At 59.2% G+C, this 7,970-nt stretch carries 9 protein-coding genes; 4 read left to right on the top strand and 5 right to left on the bottom strand.

Features of this window, described 5'->3' with window-relative positions:
• Positions 1 to 96: 96 nt before the first annotated feature.
• Together QOL68_RS17505 and QOL68_RS17500 are read right to left on the bottom strand one after the other, a co-directional pair.
• Positions 97 to 540, bottom strand: a complete 444-nt coding sequence (locus QOL68_RS17505) for a hypothetical protein (protein WP_282950263.1) — start codon at positions 538 to 540, stop codon at positions 97 to 99.
• Between the two features lie 4 nt (positions 541 to 544).
• The gene (locus QOL68_RS17500; RefSeq protein WP_282950262.1) at positions 545 to 1,330 is read right to left on the bottom strand and encodes a trypsin-like peptidase domain-containing protein; all 786 of its coding nucleotides are present in this window, start codon (positions 1,328 to 1,330) and stop codon (positions 545 to 547) included.
• 176 nt (positions 1,331 to 1,506) lie between these two features.
• Between QOL68_RS17500 and QOL68_RS17495 the strand changes: the two genes are divergently transcribed.
• From QOL68_RS17495 to QOL68_RS17485, 3 genes are read left to right on the top strand one after another with little or no spacing between them, the layout of a single operon-like run.
• Positions 1,507 to 2,061: a hypothetical protein gene (locus QOL68_RS17495; RefSeq protein ID WP_282950261.1), complete on the top strand. Its 555-nt coding sequence runs from the start codon at positions 1,507 to 1,509 to the stop codon at positions 2,059 to 2,061.
• A gap of 7 nt (positions 2,062 to 2,068) precedes the next feature.
• Positions 2,069 to 2,866, top strand: coding sequence for a TIGR02391 family protein (locus QOL68_RS17490; protein WP_105999315.1), 798 nt, complete (start codon positions 2,069 to 2,071; stop codon positions 2,864 to 2,866).
• Positions 2,867 to 2,871: 5 nt separating this feature from the next.
• Positions 2,872 to 4,260, top strand: a complete 1,389-nt coding sequence (locus QOL68_RS17485) for a hypothetical protein (RefSeq protein WP_282950260.1) — start codon at positions 2,872 to 2,874, stop codon at positions 4,258 to 4,260.
• A 6-nt stretch (positions 4,261 to 4,266) separates the two neighbouring features.
• Here QOL68_RS17485 and QOL68_RS17480 read toward each other — a convergent pair whose 3' ends face one another.
• Both QOL68_RS17480 and QOL68_RS17475 read right to left on the bottom strand, forming a co-directional pair.
• The gene (locus QOL68_RS17480) at positions 4,267 to 5,196 is read right to left on the bottom strand and encodes a HEPN domain-containing protein (RefSeq protein WP_282950259.1); all 930 of its coding nucleotides are present in this window, start codon (positions 5,194 to 5,196) and stop codon (positions 4,267 to 4,269) included.
• A 76-nt stretch (positions 5,197 to 5,272) separates the two neighbouring features.
• Positions 5,273 to 5,596 carry a DUF736 domain-containing protein gene (locus tag QOL68_RS17475; RefSeq protein WP_282950258.1) on the bottom strand — a complete coding sequence of 108 codons (324 nt, stop codon included), beginning with the start codon at positions 5,594 to 5,596 and terminating at the stop codon, positions 5,273 to 5,275.
• A 255-nt stretch (positions 5,597 to 5,851) separates the two neighbouring features.
• Here QOL68_RS17475 and QOL68_RS17470 point away from each other — a divergent pair, with 255 nt between their 5' ends.
• Complete coding sequence (locus tag QOL68_RS17470; protein ID WP_282950257.1) at positions 5,852 to 6,577, top strand: thermonuclease family protein; 726 nt, start codon at positions 5,852 to 5,854, stop codon at positions 6,575 to 6,577.
• A gap of 15 nt (positions 6,578 to 6,592) precedes the next feature.
• On the opposite strand, the gene QOL68_RS17465 is transcribed toward QOL68_RS17470, so the two are convergent.
• Complete coding sequence (locus tag QOL68_RS17465; RefSeq protein WP_282950256.1) at positions 6,593 to 7,393, bottom strand: Abi family protein; 801 nt, start codon at positions 7,391 to 7,393, stop codon at positions 6,593 to 6,595.
• Between the last annotated feature and the right edge of the window lie 577 nt (positions 7,394 to 7,970).

Below are 7,970 nucleotides of genomic sequence, written 5' to 3'. Positions count from 1 at the left end.
GAAACGCCGACATACGAGGGGGCGCAAACAGCCGATTTTCTGGGCGGAAGACCCGCCTGAGCACCAGTCGGCCATCAAGTATTTTGCGCCTAAGGCCTAGTCCGAGTGCCTATCCGATAAAAAGGGCTGAGCCGCAGACCAAATCCTCAAACACTGCTGCGACCACCACGAAGGATCCAGCTCAAACGGGTGACGCTGCTCGCCCACACCGAGATCATATCGGCCGCGGTCCCGGGCCACGATCACCGCCGGCCATTCAAATTGATCCCCAGAGATGTCGATGATGAGGCCGTTCCATTCGAGCCATGCATGGCTGGTCTCGCGGTCGCCCGAGTCAGAATAGAATTCGCGGCAGACATAGTCGGCGGTGATGCCGAAGCGCTCAAGCAGGAAAAGCGCCAGCAGCTCGGAACAATGGCCGCAGGCACCACGCGGGAAATGATCAATGTAGACGGCTCGCCAATGCCGATCGTCGATAGCGTCCAGCGCAGATCGAAATTCGGCCGCTGCCTTGCCGATTGCCGCATCGTCCGGCTTCATCGGTTCAACTTTTGGCGGTAAGATGTGATGTCAATATCTCTTCGAGGAGCGCGCGAGGCCAAACACGCCCCAACTGCGCGTCGTCGACGTCTTCGGTATGGAACCGACCAGAATAAATTCCGACGAAGTTGAACGCTCCATCGCCATTCCCAACAGTGCCGATACGGCCGTCCTCAAGCTCAATGTTTCCATGCGCGCGCTGGATCACGGGCGAACCCGACATGCCCGGCCGCGAGGCTGAATCAACGATAAAATAGGGTTTGTCGAGGTGAGGGGCGAGGCAGGGTTCGCTCGCGAACGTAGCCTGCTTCCAAACCGGCATTCCCATTCCCGTTCGACCAAATGGGAACCCGAGTATGAAAACCGGCATACTGACACGTTGCTTGAGACTGACCATCGGCATCGCATTCAGCGGCATGAGACAGAGATTGGGCGGCGGCACGAATGCCAGCGCCACAACATCGACTCCTCGTCCTAACGTCGGATGTTCGGTCCACAGGGGCCGACCCTCAGCGTCCATAGTGGCAACCGAAACGATATACGGTGCGTCGCTGCGCTCGTTCTGAGGCACATGAACCCGCAGATGATCGGGAACGCCCGCCATCGGATGCAAACATGCATCGGTTTCATGATTTCGCCCCGCGGCGACATGCCAGTTGGTAATGAGTGCGAGGCTTGTGTCAGGCAGGAGCCATGGAAAGGCCGTTCCAACGCCAAGACGCTGGTCACGGAAGTATGCTTCAACGAACAAAGGAACGAGCGAACAGCTATCGACACCGGGCGCCGTCACGGTTTGTGATCAATCTTTTTATCGATCTCAGCTGCTTTCTTCAAAAGTTCCTCGGCTTGGTTCACGCTAACGATTCTGGCTGCCGACATGGCGGTCCCTCCGCTAATTGGTATCAATGCAATTCCGCAATTGCCTGCACGCGAGTCTGTTATCGAGAGCGGTGGTAGGGAGATCAAATGACACAGAGCCCATTCACTATCGATCTTACGTCAGAAGAAAACGACTTCGTCAACGCGATCCAATTTGATCCACGGAATACTCTCGGTGACACCAAGTCATTTCACGCCAACGGCGATCTGGTGATCCGACTCACGGAGAGTCTGTTGAAGCGCAAGGCAATCCCGACCCAGCGTCTAAACTTCTTTTCCGACCCGGACTATCATGTGGCGGGGAGAGGCAGCTCGCGCCAAGAATTGTTCATGAGGAAAGTGCGCTCCCACGAAGAGATGGTGCGCCATGGCCATTTCCTGAAATATCTTCACTATTTCATCTACGGCGCCAAACTTCCCGCACCAGCCATCCAGGCGTTCAAGGCCGCGGTTGACGATCGCGGCGCCATCACTTCCGGTGACATCGCGCCGCTAGAGACCGTTGCGCGGCATCTCGTCCGAGTCAATCACCTCGCGCCAAAGGAGGTGGCAGACGAATTCTACAAGCTGTGTCTCGATCTCGATTTGGATCCGAGCGATGCGGCCTGCATTCGCTCCGCCGTACTCCAGCTTCCCCGATAAGTATCCGATGGCATTTTTCACTCAGGACCAGTTGAAAGCCATTGCCGATGCTCTTGGCGACACTGAAGCCGGCCTGACGGGCACCGAGATTCAGCATCTTTTCGCGACATGCAATTTGAATGATCCTGGGCCAATCACGAAACGTGTTCGGATCTTCAATGCATTTGCCAAAAGCCAGAACGACAAGCAGAACCGAACACATATCCTTGAATTTGTCCGTCAGGCGATGAAGCCCGCGCAATATAGTCGCACGCCGGAACGCTACGAACCGATGAGGGCTCTCGTGAATCAAGCGTTGGCTTTCGCCGGACTTGTTGTGGACCAGACGGGTGCGATCTCTGTAGTCGAGGCAGCGCAAACCTTACCGGAGGCGCAGCGGCGGGCTCGGGAATTGCGGGCAGATCTGGAAGGGCGGGGTGTCCATGCGGACGTTTTGAAATTCTGCCGGGCCGAACTGCTCGCCGACGATTATTTTCACGCCGTGCAGGAAGCGGTTAAAAGTGTCGCCGACAAGATGCGTTCACGCACTGGGCTGACCGACGATGGTGCGTCACTGGTTGATCGGGCACTTGGAGGTGAACCGCCCCTGCTCGCAATAAATGCGCGGACGACCGGTAGCCAGCGTAGTGAACAGAGCGGATTTGCAAATCTCGTGCGCGGAGCCTTTGGCATGTTCCGTAATCCTACCGCCCACGAACCACGCATATATTGGTCGATGACAAAAGAGGACGCCGAGGATTTGCTGACAATCGTGTCGCTTATCCATCGCCGATTAGATTCGGCGCACATGCCGCCTAGGGTTTGAGATCGATGCGCACGAGCCCTGAAGATCCTCTTTGGACAGCGCCGAAATCGGGTTTTGACTGGCAAGACAGTAATGTTCTTTTAGCCTGCGCGTGGTTCGCCGAACTCGCCAACAAAAGGACCTGGGAACAGCGAAAAGAGGAAACGCGCCGGTCGTTCCTTATTGCGAAAGAGAGTTGGTCGCGCGGCGAGCCAGTCCCATTCTACAATCCCGCTGACACGGCCTCTTGGTATCTTTTCCAAGGCAACGCATATGCAACCGATCGTATGAACTGGGTGCCCGAGGAAGCGGTGCGCATCGTTCCAACGCTTACTCGCATCGGAGAAGAGCTGACCAAATTGCTCGCTATCCCAGGAGCAGAGGATCGAGCACGCCGACTTATGAATGCTGATCGCAGTCAGCCGGATGGCGGGCTTTTTGAACTGCTCGTTGCGCTCGCATATTATCGCGATGGCTGGGAAACTGCATTCGCGCCCGAGCGTCCCGGGGTCGCAAAAACCCATGATCTCAATGTGCGCAAAGGAAGAAGCAGGTGGGCGGTCGAGTGTAAGCGTATGGACCGCTCGAGCTATGAAGCGCGCGAGCGTGTCCGAGGCGAAGAACTCGCGCGACCCGTACATCGCCTCGCGCTTGCCGCCGGACGCTCGATTTACATGCAGATCGCCTTCGATGCCGAACTCGACGCTATCCCGGACGATTATCTCGCGTTGCATGCGTCCGCCTATTTGGGCGCCGCCGGCGCAAATTATTGGAGCGATGAGCATGGAATTGGCACGATCCGAGAAATCGACTGGACGCTAGCCCGCGAGGTCCTCGCGGAAGACGATGTATATTATGGTTCAAGCCGGATGGTCGAACTGCTCATCGGTCGTTACGATCATGATTTTGCGCATTCGATGTCCGGCAAGTGGCTGCCGAGCCGCACGCGCCCCTTCTGGGCAAGTGCAGTCTACCAGGCGAGCGTTGTCGGGTGGCGCAATCAATCAGCTACGGCGATTCGCAAGAAAGCGAAGCATTTCCGTGCGACAGTCGCGAAAGCGACAGCACAATTGCCAACCGATCAGCCGGGAGTTGTCCATGTTGGCGTGGAAACGTGGGCCGGCAGCCTCGCCGATGGCGTTCGACATCTTCTCAACAAGCTGGAGATGATGGATTTTGACCCGGGTACGTCGCGCTTGCGATGGGTTTACGGCGAATATTTCGCGCCCGAGGTATCAACTCGCTCTGATGAAGGTTGGGCCATTGAGGAGACGTCCGCATCCTATCGCGTGGGCAGCCATCGCACGCGTGAACCTCTGCCGTATCACATGCTGCTCACGCCTGAAGCGAAGACCAACCACGGCGTCCATTGGGATCCGGCAAACCAATACCCGCTTAAACGTCCGCGGACATAGGTTCTTCTATCCAGCGTCTCGTGCCGTTTCCTCAAGCTGCGTAATGCGCTCGGCACAAATGGTCCCGACAAGTTCCGCCAATACCGACACCCTTGCGCCCAGCCAGGAAAGCTCATCTTCGGAAATGCGATAGTGCTTCGAGTAGCGGGCCTTGATGTAAGCCTCCTTCAGCTTCTCGAACCGAGATCGGTCAGCTTTCACTTCACGGGGCCAAACTTCGATTAACCGTCGATCAATCTTCTCAGCCTGAGTTCGCAAGAAGGCTAAGTTATGGATGTGGGGCGAATAAAATGTGCAGACCAGCAAGGCACAATGATAATATCGCTCCGTCGCTTGGTGCATGAGGAAGGCTGCGAGCTTAGTTTTCCCGCGCTTGATTGCATCGTTTGCGCTGTCGAAGAAGTCCGTCGCAGTGGAAAACCATTCGTCGTAATATTCGCGCGCCATCTCAAGCGCCGCATGTGGCGTCTTCGGCTGCGGCTCGGGCAGTTCATCATCGACCGCCTGATAAATCGCGATCCCGTCACGCGCGACGTCCATGAAGAAATAGCGCCCCTGCGACAGACCGGCATTCACCTCACCAACACTGTGAACGATGAAGTTCACCGGGGTGCGAAGCGTCTTCGTGACCGACAGCTCGCGGATCAGCCGGTCGTCGAGTTTCGACCAATATTCGACGCGGTCCGTCAGCCGATCGTCGTTGACGATAATCAACAGGTCATAGTCCGACTGATAGCCCTTCGCGGTGTGCGGCTCGTCGACCCATCCGCCGCGCGCATAGCTGCCGTAGAGGATGATCTTGGAAATCCGTCCCTTACGTTTCCAATCCTGCGTCGCAAGTGCCAGCGCATCCTCGAATTCTTCGAAGACGATCTGGACGATCCGTTCGAGTTCGCGCTGTTTGTGCGGGGGGAGATGATCGAGGCTGCTGCGCATTGCGGTCACCCTAACAAGGTGGCGACACCCTTGCACGCCGAGATTGAACCAGCTGCGAGGATGCCGCCGACCGCGGTCAATCTGCCGGGTTCCACAGCAGGGCATATATGTCGGGATTGTCCTGCCCCGCCGCGCGGCCGAGATTGGCATAGATGCGGCGCGGCCCGAACTCGGGGGCTTCGAGGGTCAACGACACATAGAGATTGCCTGACGTCTCGCTGCGGCGCAGCCAGCCGGCGCCGCATTCGACGCCGTTCGACCAGACGCGATAGTCGGGCTGGACTTCGCCGTTCTTGCTCGGGTTGGGGCGGATTTCGATGGGGACGCGGATCGAGATCGTCGCAAGTTGGCCGACAAAACCCTTCTCGTTCGTTCCGCTGACAAGACCGATTGCGGCCATGATATTTGCTCCTGCGAAGCCCGGGGCCATCCCCGGGGCACCGGCGGCCAGGGAATGGCGTCTGGCCCGCTCGCGCACCCGAAGGGCCGAAGCACCAGCGAAGGACGGCGCTGCACCGGCTTTTTGCGCGCGAAGCGCCCGCGAGGAGGCCGCCTGCGGCCGGGGAAAAAGGCAGTGCGGCGCCGTTGCGCGCGCGGACGCGCCATTCATCTCGCCGGATCTGCACCGGATGGCTCCGTGCGTGCCGGAATGGAGATGAACAGCAAGGATTCGCTCACCGGATCACGCTATGGGCCGGGTATGAGACCGACGATCACCGCCGCCTTCCTTCTTTTCGCCCTCCCTGCCTCGGCGCAGCAGGTCAGCGGCCCGGCCCGCGCGGCCGACGGGGATTCGCTCGACCTCAGCGGAATTTCGGTGCGGCTCTTCGGGGTCGATGCGCCCGAGCTGGCGCAAAACTGCGAGCGCGGCGGCGCATCCTGGGCATGCGGAAAGCAGGCGGCCTCCAAGCTCGCGAGCCTCGTTGCCGGTAAATCGGTCATGTGCGAGCAGATGGATATCGACGATTATGGCCGGATCGTCGCCACCTGCCGCGCGGGCTCGATCGACCTCGGCGGCGCGATGATTGACGCGGGGCTTGCCGTTGCCCTGCCGCATTTCAGCGACCGCTATGTCGCATCCGAGACTCGCGCCCGCGCGGCCAGTGTCGGCTTGTGGAACGGCAAGTTCCAGATGCCAGCGGACTATCGCGCCGCGCATCCGAGGCCGGGGCAGCGGACGCCGGGCCTTTCGCGCGATGCGGCGCGAGCGCGTGCGCCGGACCGCGCGCCATCGCCCGCTCCTTCGGGCGGCTATTTCCGCAATTGCAAGGAGGCCTGGGCAGCGGGCGCGGCCCCGCTGCGGCAAGGCCAGCCCGGTTACCGGCCCGAAATGGACGGCGACGGCGACGGCATTGCGTGCGAGCCCTATCGCGGCCGTTAGCGCGTCATCAGCTTTTCAGGGCAACCAGAGCGGGCGCTGCTGCCAATTCGCCGGGAACCCCATCGATCCAAGGTCCCCTTCGGGTTGGGTCGCGAGATGCGCTGCGATGTCGGCGATCCAAGTCGAGTCCGGCGCCACGGTGCGGACGACATGCCCGATCATGCAAATCGCATTATAGATCTTCGCCGGAGCCTGGGTCGCATTCTGATCGATCGTGGCCTGTAGCGATTTCGGTTTCTGCGCGAGCTTCGGCGGCGCGAGGAAGCCGCGGTTCCAGAGCCGGCCGTGGTGTGCGCAGATATTTCGAATATCGGTCACATGGCGGACAAGCGGAACGAGAACCGTTTCGGGGAGACCGAGCGGGACCGCAATGCGGTTGCGGAGCGCCCGGTCGGCAAGGCTCGAGTACCAGCGCGAAAGATGGCCGAACGACATCATTTCGGCAACCATCCAGACCGGCGGCAAGGCCGGTACATCGTAGCTCTGCCGATAATGTTTGATGTAGGTTTCGTTCGAACGCCCGACTTCGCCGGCGAGCTTCGAGAGGCGGAGATGATAGTCCTTGCGGTCGCTGTAGAGACTGGCGTCGAGATAGCTGTGACCGTCGCCGAGTTCGGCGAGATGATAGGCCCAGCTTCCGCGCAGCGCGACCTCGACATGCTCGGTTCCCCGCATTAGCAGGCGCCGGAGCAGGCGATCGAAATCATACAAGGCGGTGACGCGTTCGAAGGTCGTGCCGGTGAAAAAACGCGGCCCTTGATGTCCCTTGGGATGTTCGAAATAGAGCCAATAGGCGCTGAGACGATAATAGCTCACATGGCGAAGCCAAGCCTCAGCGGCTGGTTCATCGGCAATTTCCATCCCATTTGCACGGAGATGGGCGATTTGCTGCGCGTAGGTGAGGGTGGGCTTGCTATAGGACCGTGACATGAAGCTTGTTCATGCGTCAGCTGAGCCCAAAATAAAAGACCCGCCCAGTGTGCATGTCCTTGCGAACAGAGGCCGGGCGGGTGCGATTGATGCCCACATAGGGTACGGATGCGAACAAATCAATAACAAGCGTTGCAGCGCAACACGAAATAGGACCGGCCGAGCGGGCGGGCAAAGACAAGGATTATCGCGGCAAATTGAGATCCGAGGCGCCAAGTCAGATCCCAAGCCAAAAAGACTCAATCTGGACCCAATTGCGCGGCGCGGGCTTGCCCTGACGTTACGTCCGGCTATGCTTACCATGCACCGGGCCAGAAGGCGCGCGGTGCCGGAACGTAAGAATTCTGCTCGGGCCTTTATGATATTCCCATCCGTTGCCGGGTGGCCGACGCGTATGTCCAGGCTTTCGGGCTAAAGGCGGCGGCGCATATTTTTCCGAGTATGTTCTTACCTCCCGGCATCC

The organism is Sphingopyxis sp. Geo25, from assembly GCF_949769135.1.
Taxonomy (GTDB): domain Bacteria; phylum Pseudomonadota; class Alphaproteobacteria; order Sphingomonadales; family Sphingomonadaceae; genus Sphingopyxis.
The sequence above is the reverse complement of the archived record's forward strand: the minus strand, read 5'-3'. Positions and strand labels throughout refer to the sequence as shown.